This window comes from Halobacterium sp. KA-4, assembly GCF_021028995.1.
Classification (GTDB): domain Archaea; phylum Halobacteriota; class Halobacteria; order Halobacteriales; family Halobacteriaceae; genus Halobacterium.
Genome location: NZ_JAJJZG010000013.1, coordinates 19,677 through 43,533, shown reverse-complemented (window position 1 = coordinate 43,533; position 23,857 = coordinate 19,677). Strand labels below are relative to the sequence as shown.

Genomic DNA, 23,857 nt, shown 5'->3' with positions numbered 1-23,857 from the left:
GCAGCGCGGCTTCGACTTAATTTTTCGTGCACGTCTCGCCAACAGGTGCCATGTTAGGCAAATACTGCCATGTCGAACGAGCGTTATTTATCGTTCCGTGTCTGAGCCTACCACGAGAGAACTACACATGGAAGCGAACGCAACAGTAGAACGCGGACTCCGGGCCGCGCGGCGCAGTCCCGGCGCGGCCGTCGTCTGGGCGGTCGCGGCCGTCCTCCTCTTGGACCTGCTCGCGAAACTCGTGGGCGTCTCGATGGGTCCCTTCGAGACCCCGTGGTTCGCGCTCTGGTTCGGCGGGGACGTCCCCATCAGTGAAGTCGTGGGGCTGGCGTGGAGCGGCGTCGTCATCGGCGCCGTCATCGGCCTCGCGAGCATCGGCCTGTCGCTGACGTACAGCATCCTCAACTTCGCCAACTTCGCGCACGGCGACTACCTCACCGTGGGCGCGTTCTCGGGGTGGGCGGTCACCTACGTCATCGCCGGCATCGGCGGCTTGCTCGCGCTCACCGAGACTGTCGTCAACGCCGTCACCGGCCTCGGGCAGTCCCGCGCGGGTGACGTGGACCTCGTCTCGCTCGTCTTACTTCGGACGCCGCCGCTGGACGCCGGCGCGAACATCTGGCTGTCCCCGGTCGCCATCGTCGTCGGGCTGGTCGTCGCCGTTGCGATGACCGTCGTCGTCGCGCTCGTGCTTGATCGCTTCGTCTACCGACCGATGCGCGACGCTGACGGTATCTCGTTGCTCATCGCGTCCATCGGCGTGGCGTTCATGCTCCGGTACCTGGTCGCGTTCGTCTTCGGGAACAGCCGTCGCATCGTCACGTCGACCGAACAGCTCCCGTCGATGAACGTCGCGGAGGCGGTGACGGACGCGCTGCCGTTCCTCGGCCCGGCCCGTGGCTCTATCATTATTGACCTTCACGAGGTTACGCTCGTAGTTGTCGCGGCCGTGCTCATGTTTGGCCTCCACATCCTCCTCCAGCAGACGAAACTCGGGAAGGCGATGCGCGCGATGGCCGACAACCGCGCGCTCGCGCAGGTCACCGGCATTCCGACCGAGCGCGTCATCAAGTCGACGTGGCTCATCGGCGCCGGGCTGACGGGTGCCGCCGGCTACCTGCTCGTGCTCTCGCAGGGCGGGCTGGGCTTCCAGACTGGCTGGCTGCTTCTGTTACTCATCTTCGCGGCGGTCATCATGGGTGGTATCGGCTCCATCTACGGCGCCATCGCGGGCGGGCTCGTCATTGGGCTCGCGAGCCGGATGTCGCTCATCTGGCTGCAGGGCGATCTCTCGTCGTTCGCCCGGCCGACCGCGTTCGCGCTCATGATTCTCATCCTACTGTTCCGCCCGTCGGGCATCTTCGGGGGGGTGAAGACCGCATGAGCGAGTCCACCACGCGGGATGTCCTCGACCCGCTGCGCAACCTGTTCGCGTACGACGCCGCGAAAGTCACCGTGATGTTCCTCGGCATTTGGGCGCTGTTCTACGCATTCGGCACCCAGCTCGGTTACGGGAACACCGGCCTGCTCGCGCTCGTGCGCCGCGTGACGTTCCTGTCGGCGGTGTACGGTATCGTCGTGCTCGCGCTGAACATCCAGTGGGGGTACGCGGGCCTGTTCAACATCGGTGTGGCGGGCTTCATGGCGGTCGGCGCGTACACCGTCGCGATGCTGTCCAGTTCGCCCACGGGCGCGCCGCCGGGACTTGGCCTCCCACTCCCTATCGGTATTATCGGCGGCATGCTCGCGGCCACCCTCGTTGGCCTCGTCGCGGCGCTGCCCGCGCTTCGCTTGAAAGCCGACTATCTCGCCATCGTCACGGTTGCGCTCTCGGAGATCATCCGTATCTTCTACAACACGCCCGCATTCGCTGACATCACGGGCGGTGCAAGCGGCTTTGACAATCTCCCGACGAATCCAGTCAACGCGCTGCTGCTCCAGGACCCGACGAACACCGTTTCGGAGCCGACTGCGGTCGGCGAGGTGGTGTTCTCGTTCTTCTCGTCGTTCGGCGTTGAGCGGTTCGTTGCCATCCCCACCGTCTACACGGTTGGCGTGTTGGTGGCGCTGCTGGTCGTCTACCTCGTCCTGGAGCGTACGGGGAAGTCCCCGTACGGCCGTGTGCTGAAGGCTATCCGCGAGGACGAGACCGCCGCCCAGTCGCTAGGCAAGGATACTCAGAATTTCAAGGTGCGCGCGTTCGCGCTGGGCTGCGGGCTGATGGGCCTGGCGGGTATCCTCTGGTTCGCGATGGGGCCGCGGGCGTCGATTACGCCGGTGACGTTCCGGCCGAACATCACGTTCTACATCTTCATCGCGCTCATTATTGGCGGCGCCGGGTCGAACATGGGGAGCGTGCTCGGCGGCGCGCTGTTCGCCAGTCTGCTGTTTGAGGCACCGCCGGTCGTCCGGAACATTATCACGAACGCCTTCGAGGTCTCTGCTGATCCCGCGAATCTCATCGAGGCGCTTGTCCCTATCGCCAGCGGCGAACTCATGCCGCTGGCCGGATTCTTGTTAAACAATATTGACACGCTCCGGTTCATGGGTATGGGGCTGTTGCTCGTGGTGCTTGTCCAGCGCCGGCCGGACGGCCTGCTCGGCGCACGTAAGGAGACCGCCGCCGGTGTCTCACTGGCTGCGGATACGCGCCCCGGCCACAGTAATGCCGCTGCCGAGAACGGGGGTGACGACGATGAGTAACGCCGGCGACGACATCGCCGACGCCGAGGTGCCCGAGGACGTCGACATCCCCGAGGATATCGAACCGGAAGGCGCCGACTCCGAAATCGAGAAGGGCGCGAAGGAAGTCCCCCACGGGCTTCCGCTCAGAGTTGAGGGGCTGCGCAAGGAGTTCGGCGGTATCACGGCCGTTGATGGTGCTTCCTTTGAAGTCGAAGAAGGGTCGCTTACGGGGCTCATCGGTCCGAACGGTGCCGGGAAGTCCACGACGTTCAACTGCATCACGGGGGTTCACGAGCCGACTGCCGGCGATGTCTACTTCCGCGGCGAGGAAGTCACCGGCCTCCGGCCTCACGAGATCGCCCAGCGTGGGCTCGTGCGGACGTTCCAGATTGCCCGCCAGCTCGACGAGATGACCGTCCTGGAGAACGTGATGCTCGCGCCGGGCGGGCAGAAGGGTGAATCCATCACGCGCTCGGTTGTCCCGGGACTGCGCGGGCAGGTCGTTACCCAGGAGCGCGACCTCCGCGAGGAGGCCTGGGAGACCTTGGAGTTCTTCGAACTCGACCACCTCGCAACCGAGTACGCCGGTAACCTCTCGGGTGGCCAGCGCAAACTGCTTGAACTGGCGCGCGCGCTGATGACCGACCCCGATGTGATGTTGCTGGACGAGCCGTTCGCGGGCGTCAACCCTACGCTGGAGGAGAAACTCCTGGACCGTATCCACGACCTCCGTGAGCAGGGGCTGACGTTCCTGCTCGTCGAACACGACATGGATCTTATTATGGAGAACTGCGAGCACGTTATCGTCATGCACCAGGGGCGCGTCCTCGATGAGGGGCCGCCCGAACAGATACAGAACAATGAGGAAGTTATCGAGGCCTACCTCGGGGGGAACGTATGAGCGAGCACGCTTCCCGCGAGGCCGCGCTCCCCGATGGCGAGGAGGGTATTCTCGCGGTCCGCGACCTCGATGCGGGCTACGGCGACCTCCAGGTGCTCTCGGGCGTGGACCTCGACGTCCGTGACGGCGAGTACGTCACTATCGTTGGGCCGAACGGGGCCGGCAAGTCCACCGTGATGAAGTCCATCTTCGGGCTGACGACGTACATGGGCGGCGCGATTACGTTCCAGGAGACGCCCATCCACGAACTCCCGCCGGAGGAAATCATCCACGAGGGCATCGGCTACGTCCCCCAGAACGAGAACGTCTTCGCGGGGCTGTCGGTCCGCGAGAACCTTGAGATGGGCGCGTACATCCTCGACCACGTCCCCGAGGACCAGATACGGGCGGTGTATGATCGTTTCCCGATTCTCGAAGAGCGGTCCGGCCAGAAGGCGGGGTCGCTGTCGGGCGGCCAACAGCAGATGCTGGCGATGGGGCGCGCGCTCATGCTTGACCCCGACCTCCTGATGCTCGACGAACCCTCGGCGGGGCTGGCGCCGGACCTGGTCGACGAGATGTTCGACCGCATCGACCGCATCAACGACGACGGCACCTCCGTGTTGATGGTTGAGCAGAACGCCAAGGAGGCGTTGCGCCGCTGCGACCGCGGCTACGTGCTCGTCAACGGCGAGAACAGTTACATGGACGACGGCGACGCGCTCCTTGCGGACGAGGAGGTCCGCCAGGAGTTCCTCGGCGGCTAACTCCGGTTACAGCCGGGGTAATCAAGCCGTCATGACCGGCGGCATGGTTCCGTTCTGCTCGCCAGTCGAACTTGATGGGCTGGCCGGTGCGCCTGCTTCTTTATCGCCGCTAACGAGGAACGCCGCGACGTTACTCAACAGAACGTCGTTGTCGCCTGCAGTGGCGCTGGACGTCAGGAAGTCGGTGTCCCCGACGGCAAGCACGTCGCCGTTGCGCGCGGCGACGCTGTACGATGCTTCTTCACGCGTCGACGACAGTGAGACGTCGCTGGCGGTGAGCACTGAGGAGGCGTCTCCGCCGGTCGTTACGGGTGTGGCGTCGGTGAGTATCGCGTTCTCAACACCGTCGGCGACGCCGCTGTCACCGCCCGCGTGGACGGACTGGAAGTTGTTCGCGTTCTCGGTCATGTCGTAGAGGTAGCCGTTCCCGAACGACACACCGAATGTCGCTGCGAGGTTCGTCGGCTGGCCGGCAGCGGCGATCGTTCCGCCGGATGATAAGCCGGGTATCGAGACGGTTGAGGTTGTGCTCGTAGTTGTTGGTGGTTCGGCGGCGAGCAGCACGCGACCGCCCGCGTCGGCGAATGCTTCTACGCCCGCTACCTCGTTCGACGAGTACGTCGTCGCGGGGCTGGCTGCGACGAGCGCGTCCGCGCCGCGTAGCGTTTCGTTGAACGCCGCACCGGGCTGGCTGCCGATGCTTGATGTCCCGCCGCTATACATTCGGACGTTGTGGTCGGCGGCGACGAGCGCGTCGATCAGTGGTTGGAGGTCGTTTTCGCTGACGTCGTTGCCATGGCTCATGTCTATGACGACGGTTTTCGCTTGGCCGTCTGTGGGTGCGGTGACGCTGCCGTCGTCCTCGATTGGTTCGGCGATGAGTTCGTTCGTGTTGTAGGCGGGTGCGTTGGGTGCTTCCGACTGCGTGGATGGGCCTAGGAGGAGTCCGCCGGCGAATGCCGCGGCGACGACGACTGCAGCGACGACGGCGATGATGCCGATAGCGCGTGCAACATTACGCGGTTGCATTCGCAGTCACCTCCGTTGTGTTGCTAGTTGTCTTGGTTTTGATGGTTCCGTGCAGCATGAGGTATTGGACGGTGTCGACGCCACGGTATTCGAAGGTCTGTGCAGTGGTTGTGTCGCCGGAGGTGGCTGTGGAGAGCCCGAGTTGGGCGAGCACCGATGGCTGCGGCGCTTCCATGCGCACCACGTTGTAGTTGCTGAGGCCGGCGTCGTCGGCGGCGGCCGCGATGGCCGTGTCGATGCCGCCGATTTCATCGGCGAGGCCGTTCTCCACGCCGGTGGCGCCTGCGTACACTTTCGCGTGCGAGACTTCTTCGCGTGTGAGTTCGATGCGGTCGCCGCGCTCAGCGAATACGGAGCCGACGAACGCACGGCGCAGTGTCTCCACGCGCTGGCGCACCTCGTCGGGCGTTGACCCCCCGACTTTGTCCGGGCCGGTGACGATTTGCCCCTCGGGGATGTTCGCTGAGGGCAGGGTGGCGCGCACGCCGATGCTGCCGATTACAGAGGCGGGCGTGACGTAGATGTTGTCAGTGGGTGCGGCAGCGTAGTAGGATCCGGAGGCCGCGGTACCGGTAACGCTCGTCATGACGGGCATTTCACTTGCGGTGCGTTTCACCGCAAGGTAGAACTGTTCGCTTGCTGACGCCGTCCCGCCCGGGCTATCAACGTCGAGGACAACTGCCTTGATGGAGTCATTTTGGCGGGCCTCCCGGAGGTTGTCAATTACCGCGCTCGCGGAGTCGCCTGTGATCGTGCCGTGGAGTTCCACGACAGCGACCGTCCCTTCCGGTTCGTTCGCGCTATCCCAAGCTTGTGGCGCGACGGCGACGCCGACGAGAAGGCCAACAAGCACGAGGACGAGCGTGAGCTGGCGGCCGGAGCCGTCGAGGGATGTCACGTCGCCACCTCTGTGTTATCGGATGCGTTCGTCTCGTGGAGGGTGACGTCGTCGTACGTGACCGTGACCGACACTGGCTGACCGTCGGTGGTCGTCCATGACGTGACGATCTTTAGGGGGATCTCACGGTTGAGGTCCACCCAGACCGTGCGTGTGACGTTCGTGGTGTTTGTCGTCGTTGTGTTGGCCGTTGGAGTGAGTTCAACGATTGCGGTCTGGTGGCCGCCATAGTTGGTTACCCGATCGACGGAGACGTTACTGGTTCGGACGAGTGTTTCCGCGAGTGCTCCATAGCTTGCCGGGGCGATTGTGCCGGTGCTGCGTTGGCCGGCGGTGAAGACCGGACTGCTGTCGGCTGCATTCGTGACTGTTTCACCGGCGTTGGGGCCAGCTGTGTACGTGATTTTTTGGTGGTCGCCGCGGACGGTGACGTTCGCGCGGGCAGTGGTGGTCGAGTCGCCGACTTCGACCGTGCGGGTGACCGTCGCGTCGTAGCCGTTCAGGGCGACGTACCGCTGTTCGACTGCGTCTCCAACTGCGGCAGCGTCGACGGAGCCATCAGTTGATAGTCCGCCGATGCAGCCGGCAGTCAGTGTGAGGACGACGAGGGCGGTTGCTGCCGCCACTCGCATTCGTGTAGCTTGCATGACTCTCCACACTGCCGTAGGATCAGCCACCACAAAACACATGGTTCGGTGTTTCAGTTCGAGAGAACGCTCAAACACGATAGCATTACGACACGTCTTGCGTCCTGCGTTGTTTCGGTGGCTGAATTCTCCCGACTCATTTTATATCCGGTCGACGAGACGCTTGGCGTGGAGCCAGCCGCTGGCTCTGTGAACCATGGATCTTGCGCAGTTCAAATCCGCGAACGAACCGACGGAAAGCACTGACACGTTCCAGCGTGAGAACAGCTACACCCTTGACGTAGCCGTCACTGACTCGATCATGGCGAAGGCCGGCGCGATGGTCGCGTACACGGGCAACCTTTCGTTCACCGGCCAAGCGTCGGCGGAAGGTGGGATTCGAGGCTTCTTAAAAGAGGCGGCGACAGGGGAAGGAACGCCGATCATGTCCGTTGACGGCGACGGACACGTGTATCTGGCTGACCAGGAGAAGAAAGTCCAGATTCTAGAGCTGGAGGCGGGTGAGTCGGTCACCGTCAACGGCGAGGATATTCTCGCGTTCGAATCCGAACTCACCTACGAGATCAGTACGATCGATAGTCTCGCTGGCTCCTTTGCTGGTGGCTTCACTAACGTCTCTCTCGAAGGGCCGGGAGTCGTCGCGTTGACAACGCATGGTGATCCGCTTGTGCTGGAGCCGCCGGTTTCGACGGATCCGAGTGCGACCGTCGCGTGGAGTGGCACCTCGCCATCGGTTGAGGTGAATAAGAATCTCTCCGACTTTGTGGGCCAAGAGTCCGGTGAGCGCTTCCAGATGAACTTCGATGACGCGAGTGGGTTTGTCGTCGTCCAGCCGTACGAAGAACACGTTTAAGCCGCTAATCGCCGGTGTCTCCTTGATTCAGAATCTGGATTGGCTGTGTTCCGGTGTGTTGGCGAGTACAGCGAGTGGACTGGCCGGGCTGGCGGATGCTCGATCTGCGGTGCTACTGGGGATTGCGCCGGGGCTTGTCGCGGTGGTGCTGTGGAGTCCGTTCCTGCTTAGCGGACGACTCCGGTCGCTGTTTCGCCGCCTTCCACCGGCCAACTCGTTACTGATTAGTTATCTTGTTGTGGGGGTCGGGTTGGCAGTGCCCTTTGTGCTGGGTACGGTCGTGGCGTTGGTGCGGATGCCACAGGCGGTTGTTTCGAATGTGATTCTTGATACGGTGGTGCAGATCGCGTTCGTGTATGTGGTTGCGTTGCCGTTGCTTGCCGGGGATGTCCTCCCAAAGTTGGGGGTTGATTGGGATTCGACTGGGTACGGCGGGACAACGTGGCTGTTACTTGTTGGCGGTGTTGTGTGGTATGTGGTGATTGTTGCTGTTCCGTTGGGCTTTCTCGCAGTGTTGCTTGCTATTCCTCACTGATACGCTGTGAGCGGAATCCGGTTCTGTGGCTGGTTGGTTGTGGGAAACACGATTCTGGGTTGTTTCAGGGATGTGACTTGTGGAAAATAGTAGGATGGGTGACCTATATTCTAGGGTTCAGGACGCGCGGGTTTTAAATAGCCATGACGGGATAGAATGACCGTCATGAAGCTCGCCACAATCGGCGTCGGGAACGCCGGAAGCAAAATCGTGGACCGCATGCTCGAGTTCGAATCGCGCACCGATCGCAACCTCTGCCAGCACGTCCACGCAATTAACACAGCACGGACGGACCTCGCGAAGCCCGATTACATTCCCGAGGACCGACGAATCCTGATCGGCGACACCAACCAGAAAGCCAAAGGCCACGGCGTCGGCGGCGACGTGGAAGTCGGCGCCGAAGTCGCCTCGGCGGACATCGAGGAGATCCGGCGCGCGTTCGACGACATCGAAATTCACGAAGTCGACGCGATGCTCGTGGTCGCAGGTCTCGGTGGCGGCACCGGCAGCGGTGGCGGCCCCGTCGTCATCGACGCACTCCAGGAAATGTACGACGAACCCGTGTACGGCCTCGGCGTGCTGCCCGGCGAATTCGAGGGCGGGCGCCCAGCACTGAACGCCGCGCGATCGCTGCAGTCCTTTGTCACGAAGGTCGACAACTTCATCGGCTTCGACAACGACGCCTGGCGAGCGCGCGAACAGACAATCGAGGAAGGCTACGAGCAAATGAACCGCGAGCTGGCCGCCCGACTGGTGACGCTGCTCGCGGCCGGCGAAACGGACGACTCGGAAGTCGCCGAGAACGCGATGGACTCCAGCGACATCATCCGCACGCTCGACACGGGCGGGGTGTCGACAATCGGGTACGCCGCAACCCAAGTCGATAACGACGCGAGCGAAGGCCTCCTCGACCGGTGGAGCGGCGACCAGACCACCCAACAGGACGACGGGAGTAACGCAACGAAGATTCAGGGGCTCGTTCGTCGCGCCGTCAACTCTCGGCTCACGGTGCCCGCCGAAATCTCCAGCGCCGACCGCGTCCTTGTCGTGGTGTCGGGGCCGCCGAGCGAGTTCTCCCGGAAAGGCATCGAAAGCGCACGCCAGTGGCTCGAACAGGAGGCCGACACGGTGGAAGTGCTCGTGGGTGACGACCCTCGCAAGCAGTCGCCACAGCTTGCGGCGGCCGTCCTGCTCTCGAACGTCACGGAAACCCCGCGAATCGACGCAATCCAGAATCAGGCCGTCGACGCCCAAGAGAAGATCGCCGAACAGGAAGCCGTCCGTGAAGAAGAGATTAACGAGCTGATTACCGACGAAAACGACGATCTCGACCCGGTCGTCTAATGGAACTCGCACTCGTTGGGGTCGGCGAGGCCGGGAGTCGGATCGTCGATCGCATCCTCGCGGTGGAAGCGGAGACGGAGCGGACGTTCAGCCACGGCAACGCGGTCGTCTGCGAGATCTCCCAGACGATCCCCGACGACCTGGACATGATCCCCGAGGCGCAACAGTTCCTGATCGGCGACACCCATCATGCAGTTGACGAGCAGGGCGTCGACGGGGACCCGGACCTCGCTGTTGAGGTCACGCGAAATGACTTGCCCGAGATCCGGCGGGCGTTTGACTCGCTCCCGATCCACGAATGCGACGGCATCCTCGTTGTTGCCGGGCTTGGCAGTGGCACCGGTAGCGGTGCCGGGTCAGTCATTATCGAAGACCTGCAGGCAACGTACGATGAGCCGGTGTACGCGCTGGGCGTCCTGCCGGCCGAAGCCGAGGGCGGGCAACCGGCAGTGAATGCGGGTCGCGCGCTCCGCTCGATCGTGCCCGCCGCAGACAGCATGCTTACGTTCGACCGTGAAACCTGGCAGCCCCGAGTGGATGAGGATGGCCACGACGAGGCAACGCATGCGCTCGCGACACGAGTTGTGACGCTGTTTGCAGCGGGCGAACTTGACTCGTCGACGGTCGCGGAGAACGCGGTCGACTCGAGCGACATCATTCGCACGCTTGCCCCTGGCGGCCTCTCGTCGCTTGGGCACGCCGCAACCGAACTTGAGTCGGAGCCGTCCGGCGTCTTTGCTCGGTTGCTGACGTGGCTTGGCGTCCGCGATGAAGCGGAGCCCCAAACGACTGATGCCGCGAAAGTCAAGTCACTCGTCCGGCGGGCCGCCAACTCGCGTCTCACCGTCCCCTGTGATATTGCGAGTGCGGAACGAGCGCTGGTTGTGCTCTCCGGGCCGCCACAGGAGCTCTCACGGCGCGGGTTCGAAAGCGCGCGCCAGTGGCTCGAACAGGAGACTGACACCGTCGAAATTCTCGCTGGTGACGACCCCCGAAACAGTTCGTCCACCCTCGAAGCGGTTGTCCTGTTCTCGAATGTGACCGACGTCCCCCGGATTGACGCCCTCCAGCAACAGGCCGTCGACTACCAAGCAGACGCTGGTGGGGACCGCGACGAAGCGGCGATGTCGCCCGAGAATCAGGACTAGCGTCGGTTGCCGTCTTCCTTGGTCATCGCTCGGTTTTGGCGGTCTGTCGATGCCGTTCGTGAGTGGCTGTGGGCTGTTTCGCCGTGGTTTAGCGGCGTGAGTTCGTGCGGGTGCGCGGGCGGATCAGATTGGCGAGGGAGACGAGTAGCGCGAGCGTCCAGCCGACCGGGATGGCGAAGCCAAACCACATGGCGATGAAGGCGACGCCAGCAAGTTCGAATTGCTGGCGGATCGTGGTGCTGAGATCGCCGATGATGACGACGTTGTTGAGGAGCCATTCGGCGAACAGTTCGCTCTCCGAGAGAATGCCGGCGCCGATCGTTGGTGAGAACAGTGCGGCCGTGACTGGCGGAACGAAGATGGCTGCGACTGCGAACGGGTACGCGAGGATGAGTGTGAGTCGGCGCGACCCGCGGCGGGCGAACACCCAGCTAAGGCCGACTGAGGCGGTTGCGACGACGCTTGCGGCGAGCACGGCACGGAAGCCGGTTGTTGGCAGGCGATCCCAGGCGAGTGCTGTGAGGCCACCCCAGAGGACGGCCATCGCGGCGATGATGACGAGGACGCCGAGGCCGGCGACGAGCCGGTCGATTTGTCGGCCGACGTAGCGCGTCCAGAAGCCGAGTGCGGCGAACGGGTAGAGGACGGTGATGAGGATGGCGCCGAGGAGGCTCCACGCCCAGAACGCGAGTTGCTCGACGGGAGAGTTGAGGTGCCAGCGGTCTTGAATCGAATACTCATCGGCCTGTCGAGAGAACGCGATGTCACGCCACGCGGCCAGCAGCCGTGTCAGGTCAATCTTGGCGGCGGTAAGGAGATCTCGCAGCGTACCCATTATTCAGACCATCCACCGGCTCTGTAATAAGGACTGTGAGGGAATTTTCCTCGGCGGCCGAAACTGAGAGCTACCACGGGGGTTGGGCGGAAGGCTGCGACAGTTCTTAAGCGGTTCTGGTAGCGAGGATGTCGGTGATGCGTTGGTTGGTGGTTGTGAGTTGGTCGCTGATGGTGGCGATGGGGTCCAGGATGGGATGGGTGGTTTGGAGGGATTCGTAGAAGTACTTGGTTCGCCGAAGGGTGTTTTTGAGGCCAGCGCCGACTGAGTGAAGTTCTAGATCACCGGTTTGTCGGCGTGTGGCGAGTTCTTCGCACTGCGCGGAGAGCTGGTCAATATCAGCGCGGAGGTGCTGGAGTTCAGGGGTTGTACAGTCGTGAAATGGTCGCGATCGGATCGCGTTGGTTTCTTCAGCGATCGTATACAGGTCCGCGTGTGCTTCCTCTAGTGCGGAGGCTTCCCGGTTGAGTGTCGAGATCAGCTGTTTTCGTTGTGCTTTCGACTGCTGTGCTGCTGTCAGCACGTGGTCTTTCAATGCTGGAGTGATTACTGCTGCCTGATCGAGCATCATCGCGAATTCGTTCCCGAACTCTGCAGTGATGCTCTCCCAGTACGAATCTGCGTACTCTCGTTCGTAATGTGGGGTGTCCATTACGGTCTCGACGTACGCATCCCGAATCGGCGTGTCTCCTTGGGGTGGGACTGGGTCGCTGTGGAAGGCGACGGTATCGTGTCTGGCTGAGGTTGAAGTGACTGCCTCCCGGGGTTTGGTTTCGCAGTCTATTCCGTCGAGGCGGGCACAGAAGTCGCTGAAGGCGTTTGCTTCCGTGCGTAGAAGCTCTTGTTCTTCGGCGACTTTCTGGTGTGCTTCCTGCAGGCAATCGATGCGCGTGTGCGAACCTGGGTTCCCGACGTTCAGCGTGATCGGCTGGAGCATGAGTCTGATTTTCGTTGAAACTGAGTAAACTATTACTAATAGAAATATATAGGCGTGTTGCCTATTTTCCACATACAGAGAATCCAACTAATTCCAGCGGTGCCGAGATGTCGTTCGTCTCGTCCACACAGTGGGCGGTTTTCGTAGCAGGTGGGCTTTGCTCGGGGACCGCAGCTGCTAATATCCCCAACCCAATCAAGCAATCCGCAAGCAGTACGCTATGAGTCGAGACCAAGAACACGAAGGAGAAAAAGCCGAATCGCTCCAAGAGGAGATCGCTGCACAGCACGCGGAGTTTCGAGATACGTTGGATGACCTCACGGACTCGTCTGAACGCGGTGAGGAAGCCGAGGACTCCAGCGGCCAAGAGTGACGATCTCGTTCGCCTTACCGAAGCCCCGGCCTGTGGGGCGCTCCAGCGCTTCCGCTGGCGCGGAACGCACGCGGTGCTCCAGAGCGACAGCCACGAGTTCAAGTTCTACTGGCTCGCTGTGGTACTTGAGTAGGAAATCTTGGAAGAGATTGTGACGCCCCCCTCAACAGCGTCGACCTCAATCTTCCAAGCGTTGGCCGGCCTCCGCGGCCAGAACCAACACTATAGAATACTGCGCTCACCGCCGATAAATCTGTTGAGGTGCTTCTCGGCTGGTCGACTGCGTCACCCGTCTTAAATCTCCCATTTGTTGTATCGACTCCGAAAAATAATGCGTAGGCTGGACAAACGTAGGGATTAATATCGTTCGCTCAAAACTGGCGAGGTGAGCATGAGTACAACAAGCATGGACGACACCACCGCTGAGGCAATCCAAGATCTGCCGCCCAGCGCGAAACTCGTCGCAAAAGTCCTCGAACACAACGACACCCTCACCCAAAGCGAGCTCGCCGACGAAACCCTCCTCCCCGACCGCACCGTCCGATACGCACTCACCCGCCTCGAAGAAGCAAACGCCATCACCTCCCGATTCTCATTCACAGACGCCCGCAAACAAGTCTACTCCCTCAACTAACGCCGACCAAAGACACCCCAGAGCAGGCTAGTCGCTCGCAAGCGCGTCTGCAACCCATTCAGGCGGATGGACAACCGTCCGCCCACGAGCGGTGAACCGCATCCCTATAGTGACCGTGACTGCCCGCCCATCCCGGGTCGCCGCATAGGAGATAGTGTACGCGTGGACGAGCCCATCGGAGCCGACGAGCGCAACCATGGTGTAGTTGGAGACACCGGCGTACGCCGACGAACTCATCGGTGGGCCGGTCGACGTCACGCGGTAGCGCGTCGCGCCGTTGCGGTCGACCGTGTCTGAGACGGTCGTAGAACTTGCAGTCAGCACGGCGTACACATTCCCGTAGCGCTCCGTCGCGGGCGTCGCAGCCGCCTCAGGGCCGCTATACATGACGGTGCCATTATCGTACGTTGTCCGTTGTGCGAGCGTCGACTCGTTCCGGAACACGGTCAGATTTGGGAGTGCGGCGGCCGTGCCGTGAGCGTGGCGCTCGTAGACGTAGCGGTCTCCCTGTCCCTGCCGGAGTGTCGTTGTTACCGCTTGGCGGAGCGTGTTATTCGCGCGTACGGCGCGCTGGCCATATTGAGTGTACGTCGTGTTGGCGAGGCTGTCACGGTGGGCTTGTGCCAGTGCCCACGCGTCAGTCACACCCGAGTCGGTAAGGCCAGGCGCGAGCAGCAACTGGGGTGTATCGCGGTCGGTGGTCGTGCTGGTCGCCGCGTCCGGCGGGGAGGTCGTATTAGGCGCGACTGGTTGCCCACTACACCCCGCGAGCACAATGAGGAGGACAATCAGGACGAGGGGTGGACGATCCTGGTTCGCCATCTAATGACTGGTTACATCACACGTCATTAGAAACGCAGGGGTAGTTCTCACCGGATGCAGCGGTGTGTGACGGCTGTTCGGCACGCTAGTGATCTTGCTGGACGCGGCTCGAATGCGTCGCGGCACGATCATCGTACCCCAGACATTAGTCTTCAGTCTCAGTCTGGGGTGGGAGTTGTCTCCGCACTTCAAACTGGGTTGCGCGAGTGATCTCTACGCCAGTTTCGAGAGTGCCCGTTACCGAGAATTTGTACCGTCCCTCGGCGAGATTCACAAAGAGATACGTCGTTTTGCGGCCGGGTGGCGTGGGATGTTCGAAGAGTGCGAGATGCCATGCGTGTTTCTCGCCACAGTCCAGCGTTCGAGTCTCACTGTCTGCGACACCGCCCTCAGTTGCGACTTGCTCCCAGCCATCAGATGTGCGTCTCTCGATTTCCCACGCCTCCGTCCGCGTGATCGTCAGCGAAGCCGTCGTCTGATTGCGGAGCGTGAACTCGAACCCGTCGTACTTCTCATTGATGGTGAACACCTCGCTTTCGGCGGTGAGAGTTACCTCGCCAGATCCTGAACACGACGGCGGGGAGGAGGGAGCGGGCGTGGTTGAATTTGGGGTGTCCTGTGTGGGTGTCTCGGTCGGTGAGCTGCCGCTACAGCCGGCAAGCAGTACGCTCGTGAGACTTGCGAGGATGGCACGGCGAGACCGGTCAGGGGGCATGATTACCATTTCAAAACATGTTGGATAAGTGTCTTCTGGGCAGCTCGCATCCCTCCTGAGCGGCTGTTTCAGTGCAAATCAGCTGGGGAACACCTGTCGTATGTGGTTCGCCGGTTTGGGAAAGGACAGACAAACGCCTGCCAGCTACCTACAGTGGCGACCGTGGCCAGATGCTGTCGTAGTGCTCGACGAGAGCCAGTAGGCCAGCCAGCACGAAGAGCAGCGGCCACCCGAAGATGAACACCATTGAGTACGCACCCGGGCTGGACATGCCTCCGTCGACGCCACCAGTCGATAGCACTCCGACCAACAGGACGAGAAGGGCAAGCGAGACCGGGGTGACCAACCGCTCTCGCCCCAGGGTGAAGCCCGCTAAGCCGCCCAGTGCAAGTCCCCCGAACGAAATCCAGAGATAGGACGTGAACGGTGACCCCGAACCGAACACTCGCAGCCAGACGCCGGCATAGAGGACAGCCCCGAGTACGAGCCCGATCGTGCCACCGTTCACTGCGAGAGCCCGCTCCTGCACAAGGCAGAGAACCAAGCGTGGGCCTGATAAGCTTTCTGCGTGCCTCCCCGATCAGCGGACACATTCACGCCACCAGTCTGGATTGTAGTTCGCGTCGCAGGCCTACTGTGCGGCTGTCCTACAACAAATTAGCCGGCGAACCACATCAGTGTGGGGAGTAGCTTCGGGAAGTACTGAAGAATACACTTTAACAGTAATTAAATCCTCAAGCTAGAATGGAACTCTCGATTTCAGAAATTACGGCTTCAGAAACTATGAGTTCTTCTTGTGGCGGTTAATCACCGCCATCACGGACAAACTCCTTAGGCAATATCCACGTCATTCCTATAAGTGGAATATACATTTTTCTTTAATTTCTATTTTAAACGATTGTAGCCATTAGTAAGCCGGTAATGACGCTCTCGCGTATACGCAAGCACCGATCCTTATCAAATATACAGACAACTATTGATGCCTCAGTGGTGTCGCGATGCTGAATAAGGCTCATCGCCTCGTCTTCGGCCCGCCAACCTATACCGCCGCCCAAATCACCGCCGGCGACCCTCTCGAGTATGCTGTCGAAGACACCTGGGGCGTCCTATTGCGAGTGCAGCCCCACACGCATTCGGCTGGCGTTCAGGATGCCGCCGGAATATACCGGAGTCTGCATGACGTCGAGACATCCTTCTGGGGGTCGAACCAGAGCGACTCGTACTCCTTTGAGACGTGGTTCACTGGTGAGCAACTGGAGTTCTACGTGCATGCGCCGACGGAGGCGGCTGCGGACACGCTCCGGCGCCGGCTCGCCACCAACTACCCAAATACTGACATCGAACGCGTTGAGACTGGGCATGGCCTCCCCCAGATTAAGCCCGGTGAGTACGTCGCTGGCGCACGCGTCGCAACGAATATCGGGTCGTATTATCCGATTCGCGACCACACGAACGAGGGCTTCGACACCGACCCATACGGCGAACTTACCCGTGAGATGCTCGGCGATGAGGATACCCGCGTCGTCACCCAAGTCGTGTTCCGGCCCGCGAAACCCTCGTGGACGAATGGCTCTCGCCTCCGCAGCGACAGCATCGATGACATCGCCAACAGCCTCCGACAAGGCACCTCAGTCGGGTGGTTGAATCCGCGAACGCGGCCACCAAGTGCCGCTGACAAACGTGCAGCGAAGATCCTCGAACACGAACGCGACAAACCCGCCTACCACACCACTATTCGAGTGTTGGCGATTTCGCCATCGAAGCGGGACGCCGTAGCCCGCACGCGGGGTGTTGCAAATATCTTCGAAACGCAGTATAACGGCATTTCCGAGCAGGGCTTGGAAGCAACGCCAGTCTGGCATCGTGATGACGACGGCACGGTCGCTCGGCTTCGCGAGTTCGTTGAGGCAATGGCAACCCGCCAGTACACGCCCCAGCAAACGGTGTTGACCGTCGACGAATTGGCTGGGGTTGCGCACCTCCCGGAAGGAAAGGTTCCGACGCCGAACCTCGACCAGAAGACAACCGAAGACAGCGACCGTGTGTCTGGCACGGAGACCCAGTACAACTTTGCTGACAGCACCCAGCGCGGTGGTGAATCAGCTGCAACTGATGGAGGCTACGACAGTGTTTAACGGGATTTTCAACCGCGGTGCATCCAGCGGCGGTGACGAATCACGCACCAATCAGGCGACCAGCGATCCGCAGGACAAATCACACGCAAATGAGCCTGAACAGCAACCAGAGACCCCAACCGGCAATAACGAGCACCCGTATTCAATCACCGAGACAAGTACGGAGTCAGTCGGTGATATCGAGGTGCAGGCGGAGACGCTTGACGAAGGCGTTGTTGCCGGAGCGGACATCCGAATGATGTTCGAAGTAACCCCCGGGGCTGGACCACAGTCACTCTGGCTGGGCTACCAGAAAGACCCGCATCGTGGGTTTGTGGAGGCAGGGCTGCCATTCAATTCATTGTTCCGGCACCTCTGGGTGAGCGGCACCACCGGCTACGGGAAATCCACGATGCTGGTCAATAGCATGACCCAACTCGCGAATGAGGGACATGGCTTCGTCTACGTCGACCCGAAAGGCCAAGACTCCCGCGACCTCCTGCGAAAACTCCCCGAGGACCGCCTGGATGACGTGGTTTGGGTCGAACCCGGGAACCTCGACAGAGAAGACACAGTCGGGTTGAACTTCCTCGACATACCCAGTGGTGACTCCGCTGTCAGCCGGGAAGAAGAGATTGAGACGCGGATTGAGACGCTGAAAGCCGTCCTGAGTAATGGCGAGTACTGGGGAATCAACATGGAATCGATCACCGAATCGATGGCCCGAGCGATGCTACAGTCGGACACCCAGTACTCGCTCATCGACATGTACTATATCCTCCTCGAAGCCGACCGCCGCGAGGACTTCGCTGAGACCGTTGAAGACCGCTACCTCAGGGAATTCTGCGAAGAGATCGCCGCAATGCCGGATAAGACGATTCGGCCACTATTGAAGCGGTTGAAGGCGTGGGTGGAGAGCCCAGTGATCCGCCAGATCATCGCGCACAAACAGAGTACGATTGACTTCCGAGACATTATTGACAACGACCGGATTGTCATCGTCCGCACGCCAATCGAGAATTCCTCAGTTAAGCAGATGATCTCGCTGGGTGTGATGCGGCAACTCTGGACGGCCGTCCGCCAACGCGCAAGAAGTCAAGACGGCCAGCCAGACCCCTACTTCCTGTTCTGCGACGAATTCGACGATATTGCAAGTCCAAACCTCGACCTCGAGGGGATGCTCGCCAGAGCACGCTCCAATCGGCTCTCCGTGACGCTGTCCTGCCAGTATCCCTCCCAGTTGGATTCCTCGACGCAGGATGCAGTGCGGAACAACTGCGATACCACCCTCGCATTCTCCGTCAACGCCAAGAGTGACGCGCGCATCCTCATGGAACGCTTCCAAGAGTACAGCGCCGAAGACTTGCTAGGGACGGGGCGCTACCAGCTCTGGACGAAACTCCCCCGCGAAGATCAGAGCTATTCCAATCCCGTCCGCATCAACACCTTCCCACCCTACCCACCACTCCGGACAACTGAAGCCATCGATACCATCATCGACGCCAGTCTCGCAGAACACGGCACACCACAATTATCGGACGTCGAGATCCACGAACAACTCGTCTTCTCGGATACAACCGGGCAGACAGCGCTTCATTCAGAGGTGACTGCAGAGTTGGCGGCTGCCGTTCGAGCCGTCCAACTCCGCGAAGACTCACGACTGGACAACGACTGGGTGACCACCAAGGCCGTCGATGCGGAACTCGCACGCCGCCACTCCCTCATCCAACACGACCTCGACTACGATGACGTGGACCTCCCGGAGCTACGCGCGAACTCCACGCGATTTGTGGTCGACACCGTGGCTGGCAACCCAGTGGTACAGCTCACCGACACCGGCGAAACCGCAGCAAAACCCACGACAGGAGACATTGCATCGGCGGGCGGTGACGCCCACGACAACCTGCTGTTCGATACCGAAGCCGCACTCACAACACGTGGATTCAGTGTCGACATCCGCGAGCAAGACGGCAGCGAGCAACCCGACGCCACAGCCATCCATCCGAATGAGGAGACGGTCTATAGCATTGAAGCTGAAACAACGACGTATCGGCGTCCGTCAAAAGTGCTCACGAACCTGGCGCGTGCACAAGAATCGGATCGAACACCGCTGTTTGTGGTTCGGCCCGGAGAAGAATCCGAAACCCAGTATGCCAGTCGTGTTGAATCGATTCTATCACCCCCAGTCCGGCAAATGTCTGATGGGTCCGAGCGCTTCTACAACTCCGACGAACCCCTCACGTTCAATGGCGGCGCCACAATCGACGGTGGTGTCACCGGCCTTCGCCCGAAGACAGATTCCAAGCAGACGGTATGGATTCGCCGAGACGATGAGTGGGAGCTGTCGGACGGCGACACCGAGTTCGCCAGCCTGCCAGCCAACGCCCCAATTTCGAAAGACAGCCTCCCAGCGTACTACAGCTACGACCAAGAAACAGCCCAATACACCGTCTACACCCCCGGCAACACCAACGTCGACCAATCAGAAGCACGGCTCCGAGAAGAGTGGACGCCAATCAAACGCCCATTCATCCCTGCCGTCAACCTCCCTACGCCAAACTACGACCGCGACAGCTACCACATCCTCATCCTCCCGCAAGGAGGGCAACCAAAACGCTACACTGACGGGCACGTCCACCCACTCCCAACGTCCCCCGCCGATACGAACCCGCTTACTGGACTAGGTGAATCGGCTTCAACTCCCAACAAGCAGACACCCAAGGAACCTCACAATCACGCACCGGCATCGACGATTCAAACCGGTGCGATTGCAACAGCAGATGTCGACTCCAGTGAGGGTGGTATCGAAACATTCGCCGACCTGCATCTCACGAACAGCAAGGATGCACGGCTGCCACGAGATGAGCTCTATCAGGCCTACCGGGCCTGGACAGACCACCACGACATCGAGGAACTCTCGAAGCGATGGTTCACTCGCAAATTACGCCAAACAATTGACTTCGAGATTGCAAGGCCGCGGGTTGATGGCGAACGCATCCACGTCTTTGAGGACCTCACCTTCACCAACACCGGCCAAACCAACAACGGCTAACCTCGCCTCCACGGGCAATACGTATCCCGAGGAGCTGTCCAGACAGTCCCGCGGTTATTCTGGGGTTTCAGGGCTTGAAACGCGGAATACAGTATTTGTCCAGACAGTCCTGTCCAGACAGCGGTTGTCTGTATACGCCTGTCCAGACAGAACCACCAGACGGCGCGGCTGTCCAGACAGAATCCCCGAAATTAACAACTAGTATAGGCGGGAATTCCCGCCTAGACGATTGTCTGGACAATCCAAATCCACCCTAGGTTCATTGACTGCTGAGAGATATCTTCTCACCCCCACGAATTACTCTCTCGACCGCCATTCGGCTCGAAGCCTGCTGCTTGCTCGACCACAAACCACACCAACAGACACACACCACCGCTTCAAGTGAAAGGTCGACCCTCCGCTCCTCGGAAACACCGTGATCAACTACAGTACCTGCGGGACGTAGTACTGCCTCACCACTGTTGTTCACCGTGATACGTGTCAGTAAGCTAACCCACGGCTAAAGCCGTGGGCTTTCAGCGTGGACTCGCGCTCTGGCCGACACTGTCGGCAGGAGGTTCATACGCTCCGTTCGCGTTCAGCGTCCCGCTGTTCAAGCGCACGCCTACGGGTGCGCCTCCACCGGCGCCAGTTTGGGTCCGGCGGAGATACCGCAAACCGATGTTCTTGGCGGCGTTGTAGTCGGCGTGATTCTCGTAGCCACACTTCAGACACTCGAACGATTCACTCTCACGGTTGTCCGGGTGCGTGAACCCACACGTTGAGCACCGCCGACTCGTGTTCTCCGGGGCAACCTGCTCGACGTCAATACCGTACTCTTCGGCTTTGTATTCGACGTAGTCGTAGAGGCGGTTGAACGCCCACTTGTGGCCCCATGACGCGCCAGTACGCTCACGAATGTCGGTCAGGTTTTCAAACGCGATTACTGAGCACTCGTTTTCACGGGCTTCTGCGACGAGTTCGTTACTGATGCGGTGGAGTGTGAGTTTGAATCGACCGGTCTCTTTCCGACCGACAGATTGGATGTTCTGGTGTGCCCACCGTGTGCCGTGTTCCTGGAAGTCACCACGCCGGGTCTCGTATTCGCGGCGCCAGTGGTCGAACTCGTCGCCAGTCCAGAACGTCCCAGTTGAAGCAACGGCAAGATTGGTCACGCCGAGGTCAACCCCGAGAACCGTTCCGTTCTCGGTGGTTTCCTGTTCCGGCGTGTCAGACTCCACGTCCGTTTTGCAGTGGATGTGAAGCATCCAGTTGTCGTTCGTGTAATGTAGTTCTGCCCCAGTTGTCTCATACTCGTCGGAGAAGAAGTATTCAGCGTGGGGCGTCTCTCGCTCCTCGGATGGAAGCACGTAGTCGGCTTCGATGCGACCGTTAACGGTTGCCAGCGACACGTAGTCGTCGTGGAAGGTCGCAGTGCGGTGGTCGTAGACGAGATGTGGGCTAGTGAAGTGAGGCATCGACGCCTTCTTGCCTTGCTTCCACTTTGCGAGGATGCTTTTGGCGGCGTCAGCGGCCTTGTTGCGGGCGGCTTGGACGTGATTGCTGTGTAACGGTGTTTCCTCGCGCACGTCGTCGTACGTTTCGTCGTGGAGCGTGGTCTTGCTGGTGGTGACGTATTCGCCGTCGAAAGCGTGGCGTGTCACGTAGTTGGCAGCCCAGAGGAACTCGTCTATGGTGTCTTCGAGGAGTGCGGCGCTATGGCTGTCCACGTCGAGTTTCACAGGGACAGTACGCCGCTTCTCCATACCTCATATGTGTGTTTGATGGTTCAAAAATGCTGGGAGTGGGCCCTGTTGTAGTCGGTGGGTTGTGTCACTGAGCGGACGCGCTTGCTCCCACTCCTGAAGGGGTGGGTTTCCGCGCTGTTACCGCTATGAAGACTGGGGGAGACACGGAAACAAACGTCTGCACGATTGGGCGTTTGGCATTCTGATTCAGCAAATCGAGTACAAGGCCGAAGAGCGCGGGATTGACGTCGAACGGGTTGACGAGTACGAGTTAGCCACGTCAATAACGTGTTGTGAGTGCGGGATGAAAGCGGATGCAAACCGTGTTGAACGTGGGTTGTACGTCTGTGAGAACTGCGAGCTGGTCGCTAACAGCGACCTGAACGCGGCGGAGAATATGCGAGCGACGGTAACTCCGAGTCCCTCACGGGATAGGAGTACCGGCTGTCTGGCCCAGCCATTGGTGCGCCTGTTCGATAAATCGACGGGGAGAGTCGCCCCACAAGAGCAGGTATGACCGTAAACCGGCAAATATCCCAACGCTGCGGTTTGGGAAGCCTCGCCGTTTACCGCCAGGAGGAGGTCACAGCTGTTGATCACCTCCCATAGATGTCTTCGCGCGAGACTCACCTTGCTTCCAGGTGCAATCCACCGAGTCGAGTGGGAGTAGGGACGACCTGTCGGAGTTGATTCCACTGCTTGACCGGCGCTATTCTCACAAATATATTCGTAACCAAAGCGTATATTTTCGTGGAGCGTGTGTGACGTGGTATGAGCGGTTTTGACCCAGCGCCCCAGAACGACAGTAATGGCGCCCGGAAACGGTGGATGGCTGAAACGGACACCTTCGACCGCGTCTACGACGTCATCCTTGGCATCACCACACCGACGCCGTATGGTGATATTGCGGATCGAGCAGACTGCTCGGCGAACACCGCCAAAAAACACCTTGACCGGCTCGCTGAGATGGGCGTTGTCCACAAGGACGAACAGAGCCGGCCAACGCGCTACGAACGCGATGACGGCTACCTCGAATGGCAGGAAGCCCGCCGTATCGCCCACGAACTCACGGTTGATGAGATTATTGACCGCGTCGCCGACCTTGAAGCCCAACGAGACGCCTACGAGCAGCGCTTCGAAACGACTGACCCAGCGTCTGTCACAGTCTTCGAGGTAGACGACCATGATGCAGTACACGAGCGCATGGAAGCGGTAAGCGACTGGCAGGCCACCACCCGCGATATTCGACTCTACGAACTCGCCCGCCAACTCGCCCAAAACGACGGCCACCTCATCCCCGCCTAATGGGTCCGCCATCGGACTCCCCAGCATCAACCGGCCCGCCCGACCGTCAAACCCTTCGCCTCCTCGAACGACACCTCGCATCCGATCCACTCGTTGAGACCACTACCTTCGACCCAACGCCCCACGAACCACGACTCCTCCACGCACACCTCGACACAGCCCGCTACCCAGCATCGACGACTACCGCCCGACTGGACGTGCGCTGGTTCACCACCGGTGATTTCTCCTTTCACTATCTCGAAGCCAACTCAGACACCACCCACTGGGAGTGCCGATGGGACCGCCACCCCAACACCCACAATACACGAATCCACTTCCACCACCCCCCAGACAGCAACGACATCACCGACCTTTCGCTCCCTTCCCAACACCCACTCGATGTGTACTCAACCGTCCTCGACGCCATCGAACAACGGCTTACCGACCACTGGGAATAACCCCAAAATTGGGTATTGCGTCTTCAATCGTCGGCAAATTCGCCAGCGACCAACTCGAATTCAATAGCCCACACAGTACGTTTCGTCTGTCTTTTCTAGCCCAAGCTGTGTATTCCAGCA

23 protein-coding genes and 1 pseudogene are annotated in these 23,857 nt (G+C 60.5%); 15 read left to right on the top strand and 9 right to left on the bottom strand.

From position 1 onward, the window contains the following. Positions 1-127: 127 nt before the first annotated feature. From LPA44_RS12795 to LPA44_RS12780, 4 genes are read left to right on the top strand one after another with little or no spacing between them, the layout of a single operon-like run. Positions 128-1,384, top strand: coding sequence for a branched-chain amino acid ABC transporter permease (locus LPA44_RS12795; protein ID WP_230889936.1), 1,257 nt, complete (start codon positions 128-130; stop codon positions 1,382-1,384). Next, positions 1,381-2,703 (top strand): branched-chain amino acid ABC transporter permease, encoded by a 1,323-nt coding sequence (locus LPA44_RS12790; protein ID WP_230889935.1) that lies wholly within the window; start codon positions 1,381-1,383, stop codon positions 2,701-2,703. The genes LPA44_RS12795 and LPA44_RS12790 overlap by 4 nt, the downstream gene beginning before the upstream one ends. After that, positions 2,696-3,586 (top strand): ABC transporter ATP-binding protein, encoded by an 891-nt coding sequence (locus LPA44_RS12785; RefSeq protein ID WP_230889934.1) that lies wholly within the window; start codon positions 2,696-2,698, stop codon positions 3,584-3,586. The genes LPA44_RS12790 and LPA44_RS12785 overlap by 8 nt, the downstream gene beginning before the upstream one ends. Further along, positions 3,583-4,332 carry an ABC transporter ATP-binding protein gene (locus tag LPA44_RS12780; RefSeq protein ID WP_230889933.1) on the top strand — a complete coding sequence of 250 codons (750 nt, stop codon included), beginning with the start codon at positions 3,583-3,585 and terminating at the stop codon, positions 4,330-4,332. Before LPA44_RS12785 ends, LPA44_RS12780 begins: the two co-directional genes overlap by 4 nt. A 21-nt stretch (positions 4,333-4,353) precedes the next feature. Here the strand turns inward: LPA44_RS12780 and LPA44_RS12775 are convergent, their stop codons facing one another. The 3 genes from LPA44_RS12775 to LPA44_RS12765 are packed head-to-tail and all read right to left on the bottom strand — an operon-like array spanning position 4,354 to position 6,906. Then, entirely contained in the window at positions 4,354-5,361 is a 1,008-nt protein-coding gene (locus LPA44_RS12775; protein ID WP_230889932.1) for a GldG family protein, read from the bottom strand. After that, on the bottom strand, positions 5,348-6,259 hold the full coding sequence (locus tag LPA44_RS12770; protein ID WP_230889931.1) for a S49 family peptidase: 912 nt from the start codon (positions 6,257-6,259) through the stop codon (positions 5,348-5,350). The genes LPA44_RS12775 and LPA44_RS12770 overlap by 14 nt, the downstream gene beginning before the upstream one ends. Further along, complete coding sequence (locus tag LPA44_RS12765; RefSeq protein ID WP_230889930.1) at positions 6,256-6,906, bottom strand: DUF6517 family protein; 651 nt, start codon at positions 6,904-6,906, stop codon at positions 6,256-6,258. Before LPA44_RS12765 ends, LPA44_RS12770 begins: the two co-directional genes overlap by 4 nt. A 196-nt stretch (positions 6,907-7,102) precedes the next feature. On the opposite strand from LPA44_RS12765, the gene LPA44_RS12760 reads away from it, so the two are divergent. The 4 genes from LPA44_RS12760 to LPA44_RS12745 all read left to right on the top strand — a co-directional run bounded on the left by LPA44_RS12760 (position 7,103) and on the right by LPA44_RS12745 (position 10,786). After that, complete coding sequence (locus tag LPA44_RS12760) at positions 7,103-7,759, top strand: AIM24 family protein (protein ID WP_230889929.1); 657 nt, start codon at positions 7,103-7,105, stop codon at positions 7,757-7,759. Positions 7,760-7,781: 22 nt separating this feature from the next. Then, the gene (locus LPA44_RS12755) at positions 7,782-8,294 is read left to right on the top strand and encodes a hypothetical protein (protein ID WP_230889928.1); all 513 of its coding nucleotides are present in this window, start codon (positions 7,782-7,784) and stop codon (positions 8,292-8,294) included. A 165-nt stretch (positions 8,295-8,459) separates the two neighbouring features. Then, the gene (locus tag LPA44_RS12750) at positions 8,460-9,638 is read left to right on the top strand and encodes a tubulin/FtsZ family protein (protein ID WP_230889988.1); all 1,179 of its coding nucleotides are present in this window, start codon (positions 8,460-8,462) and stop codon (positions 9,636-9,638) included. Next, positions 9,638-10,786, top strand: coding sequence for a tubulin/FtsZ family protein (locus tag LPA44_RS12745; RefSeq protein WP_230889927.1), 1,149 nt, complete (start codon positions 9,638-9,640; stop codon positions 10,784-10,786). The genes LPA44_RS12750 and LPA44_RS12745 overlap by 1 nt, the downstream gene beginning before the upstream one ends. An 88-nt stretch (positions 10,787-10,874) precedes the next feature. Here LPA44_RS12745 and LPA44_RS12740 read toward each other — a convergent pair whose 3' ends face one another. Both LPA44_RS12740 and LPA44_RS12735 read right to left on the bottom strand, forming a co-directional pair. Beyond that, positions 10,875-11,621 (bottom strand): hypothetical protein, encoded by a 747-nt coding sequence (locus tag LPA44_RS12740; RefSeq protein ID WP_230889926.1) that lies wholly within the window; start codon positions 11,619-11,621, stop codon positions 10,875-10,877. Between the two features lie 106 nt (positions 11,622-11,727). Beyond that, positions 11,728-12,558, bottom strand: coding sequence for a DUF7260 family protein (locus LPA44_RS12735; protein ID WP_230889925.1), 831 nt, complete (start codon positions 12,556-12,558; stop codon positions 11,728-11,730). Positions 12,559-12,778: 220 nt separating this feature from the next. Between LPA44_RS12735 and LPA44_RS12730 the strand changes: the two genes are divergently transcribed. Further along, positions 12,779-12,931: a hypothetical protein gene (locus LPA44_RS12730; protein WP_230889924.1), complete on the top strand. Its 153-nt coding sequence runs from the start codon at positions 12,779-12,781 to the stop codon at positions 12,929-12,931. Positions 12,932-13,322: 391 nt separating this feature from the next. Next, positions 13,323-13,565: a MarR family transcriptional regulator gene (locus LPA44_RS12725; RefSeq protein ID WP_230889923.1), complete on the top strand. Its 243-nt coding sequence runs from the start codon at positions 13,323-13,325 to the stop codon at positions 13,563-13,565. A 27-nt stretch (positions 13,566-13,592) separates the two neighbouring features. On the opposite strand, the gene LPA44_RS12720 is transcribed toward LPA44_RS12725, so the two are convergent. The 3 genes from LPA44_RS12720 to LPA44_RS12710 all read right to left on the bottom strand — a co-directional run bounded on the left by LPA44_RS12720 (position 13,593) and on the right by LPA44_RS12710 (position 15,631). Then, a complete protein-coding gene (locus LPA44_RS12720; RefSeq protein WP_230889922.1) occupies positions 13,593-14,387 on the bottom strand; it encodes a DUF7537 family lipoprotein in 795 nt (264 codons plus the stop codon). Between the two features lie 145 nt (positions 14,388-14,532). Next, a complete protein-coding gene (locus tag LPA44_RS12715; protein WP_230889921.1) occupies positions 14,533-15,102 on the bottom strand; it encodes a hypothetical protein in 570 nt (189 codons plus the stop codon). A gap of 148 nt (positions 15,103-15,250) precedes the next feature. Beyond that, positions 15,251-15,631, bottom strand: coding sequence for a hypothetical protein (locus LPA44_RS12710; RefSeq protein WP_230889920.1), 381 nt, complete (start codon positions 15,629-15,631; stop codon positions 15,251-15,253). A gap of 469 nt (positions 15,632-16,100) precedes the next feature. Here LPA44_RS12710 and LPA44_RS12705 point away from each other — a divergent pair, with 469 nt between their 5' ends. After that, positions 16,101-17,237 carry a hypothetical protein gene (locus LPA44_RS12705; protein WP_230889919.1) on the top strand — a complete coding sequence of 379 codons (1,137 nt, stop codon included), beginning with the start codon at positions 16,101-16,103 and terminating at the stop codon, positions 17,235-17,237. After that, positions 17,215-20,268, top strand: a complete 3,054-nt coding sequence (locus LPA44_RS12700) for a type IV secretory system conjugative DNA transfer family protein (RefSeq protein ID WP_230889918.1) — start codon at positions 17,215-17,217, stop codon at positions 20,266-20,268. Before LPA44_RS12705 ends, LPA44_RS12700 begins: the two co-directional genes overlap by 23 nt. A gap of 515 nt (positions 20,269-20,783) precedes the next feature. On the opposite strand, the gene LPA44_RS12695 is transcribed toward LPA44_RS12700, so the two are convergent. Continuing rightward, positions 20,784-22,013, bottom strand: a complete 1,230-nt coding sequence (locus LPA44_RS12695) for an RNA-guided endonuclease InsQ/TnpB family protein (RefSeq protein WP_230889917.1) — start codon at positions 22,011-22,013, stop codon at positions 20,784-20,786. Between the two features lie 130 nt (positions 22,014-22,143). On the opposite strand from LPA44_RS12695, the pseudogene LPA44_RS12690 reads away from it, so the two are divergent. The 3 genes and pseudogenes from LPA44_RS12690 to LPA44_RS12680 form a co-directional block, all read left to right on the top strand. After that, positions 22,144-22,512 (top strand): annotated as a pseudogene (locus LPA44_RS12690) (zinc ribbon domain-containing protein); the annotation flags it as partial. Between the two features lie 254 nt (positions 22,513-22,766). After that, positions 22,767-23,300 carry a DUF7342 family protein gene (locus tag LPA44_RS12685; RefSeq protein ID WP_230889916.1) on the top strand — a complete coding sequence of 178 codons (534 nt, stop codon included), beginning with the start codon at positions 22,767-22,769 and terminating at the stop codon, positions 23,298-23,300. Next, positions 23,300-23,737, top strand: coding sequence for a hypothetical protein (locus LPA44_RS12680; RefSeq protein WP_230889915.1), 438 nt, complete (start codon positions 23,300-23,302; stop codon positions 23,735-23,737). The genes LPA44_RS12685 and LPA44_RS12680 overlap by 1 nt, the downstream gene beginning before the upstream one ends. Positions 23,738-23,857: the final 120 nt, after the last annotated feature.

Bases quoted from the DNA above. Each gene is read 5' to 3' on its own strand.
- LPA44_RS12795 (WP_230889936.1), top strand. From the start codon at position 128: ATGGAAGCGAACGCAACAGTAGAACGCGGACTCCGGGCCGCGCGGCGC.
- LPA44_RS12790 (WP_230889935.1), top strand. From the start codon at position 1,381: ATGAGCGAGTCCACCACGCGGGATGTCCTCGACCCGCTGCGCAACCTG.
- LPA44_RS12785 (WP_230889934.1), top strand. From the start codon at position 2,696: ATGAGTAACGCCGGCGACGACATCGCCGACGCCGAGGTGCCCGAGGAC.
- LPA44_RS12780 (WP_230889933.1), top strand. From the start codon at position 3,583: ATGAGCGAGCACGCTTCCCGCGAGGCCGCGCTCCCCGATGGCGAGGAG.
- LPA44_RS12775 (WP_230889932.1), bottom strand. From the start codon at position 5,361: ATGCAACCGCGTAATGTTGCACGCGCTATCGGCATCATCGCCGTCGTC.
- LPA44_RS12765 (WP_230889930.1), bottom strand. From the start codon at position 6,906: ATGCAAGCTACACGAATGCGAGTGGCGGCAGCAACCGCCCTCGTCGTC.
- LPA44_RS12760 (WP_230889929.1), top strand. From the start codon at position 7,103: ATGGATCTTGCGCAGTTCAAATCCGCGAACGAACCGACGGAAAGCACT.
- LPA44_RS12750 (WP_230889988.1), top strand. From the start codon at position 8,460: ATGAAGCTCGCCACAATCGGCGTCGGGAACGCCGGAAGCAAAATCGTG.
- LPA44_RS12745 (WP_230889927.1), top strand. From the start codon at position 9,638: ATGGAACTCGCACTCGTTGGGGTCGGCGAGGCCGGGAGTCGGATCGTC.
- LPA44_RS12740 (WP_230889926.1), bottom strand. From the start codon at position 11,621: ATGGGTACGCTGCGAGATCTCCTTACCGCCGCCAAGATTGACCTGACA.
- LPA44_RS12735 (WP_230889925.1), bottom strand. From the start codon at position 12,558: ATGCTCCAGCCGATCACGCTGAACGTCGGGAACCCAGGTTCGCACACG.
- LPA44_RS12730 (WP_230889924.1), top strand. From the start codon at position 12,779: ATGAGTCGAGACCAAGAACACGAAGGAGAAAAAGCCGAATCGCTCCAA.
- LPA44_RS12725 (WP_230889923.1), top strand. From the start codon at position 13,323: ATGAGTACAACAAGCATGGACGACACCACCGCTGAGGCAATCCAAGAT.
- LPA44_RS12720 (WP_230889922.1), bottom strand. From the start codon at position 14,387: ATGGCGAACCAGGATCGTCCACCCCTCGTCCTGATTGTCCTCCTCATT.
- LPA44_RS12715 (WP_230889921.1), bottom strand. From the start codon at position 15,102: ATGCCCCCTGACCGGTCTCGCCGTGCCATCCTCGCAAGTCTCACGAGC.
- LPA44_RS12705 (WP_230889919.1), top strand. From the start codon at position 16,101: ATGCTGAATAAGGCTCATCGCCTCGTCTTCGGCCCGCCAACCTATACC.
- LPA44_RS12700 (WP_230889918.1), top strand. From the start codon at position 17,215: ATGGAGGCTACGACAGTGTTTAACGGGATTTTCAACCGCGGTGCATCC.
- LPA44_RS12695 (WP_230889917.1), bottom strand. From the start codon at position 22,013: ATGGAGAAGCGGCGTACTGTCCCTGTGAAACTCGACGTGGACAGCCAT.
- LPA44_RS12685 (WP_230889916.1), top strand. From the start codon at position 22,767: ATGAGCGGTTTTGACCCAGCGCCCCAGAACGACAGTAATGGCGCCCGG.
- LPA44_RS12680 (WP_230889915.1), top strand. From the start codon at position 23,300: ATGGGTCCGCCATCGGACTCCCCAGCATCAACCGGCCCGCCCGACCGT.